We start from the raw sequence: 510 nt of genomic DNA on the forward strand, positions 1-510 counted from the left end.
ATACAGGCCAAACAGCAGCAGAAAATGGTATTACGACACATATATATCAACGCATTCAATCAGAAATACCGAACGAGGCACCACAAGAGACGCCGGTAGAATTAGAAGTAACGCGTTATGTGGATAGTGAAGGTAATGAGGTGCAAGAAACAGAAGAAGGCACGCATGACGCACCAGGTATTATCGGAGATAAATGGCAATATACAGGCCAAACAGCAGCAGAAAATGGTATTACAACACATGTGTATCAACGTATCCAGTCAGAAATACCAAACGAGGCACCGCAAGAGACACCGGTAGAATTAGAAGTAACACGCTATGTAGATGGCGAAGGTAATGAAGTGCAAGAAACGGAAGAAGGCACACATGATGCGCCAGGTATTATCGGAGATAAGTGGCAGTACACAGGTCAAACAGCAGCAGAAAATGGTATTACGACACATGTATATGAACGCATCCAGTCAGAAATACCGAATGAGGCACCACAAGAGACGCCAGTCGCGTTAGAAG

General features: G+C 44.5%; 1 protein-coding gene. It reads left to right on the forward strand.

What is annotated here, in order from left to right; translation table 11 throughout:
- On the forward strand, window positions 1-510 hold a 510-nt coding region (locus tag HMPREF3267_RS11550; protein ID WP_218117573.1), incomplete at both ends, for a MucBP domain-containing protein.

Source organism: Staphylococcus sp. HMSC62D11 (assembly GCF_001839145.1).
In the GTDB taxonomy this organism is placed as follows: domain Bacteria; phylum Bacillota; class Bacilli; order Staphylococcales; family Staphylococcaceae; genus Staphylococcus; species Staphylococcus lugdunensis.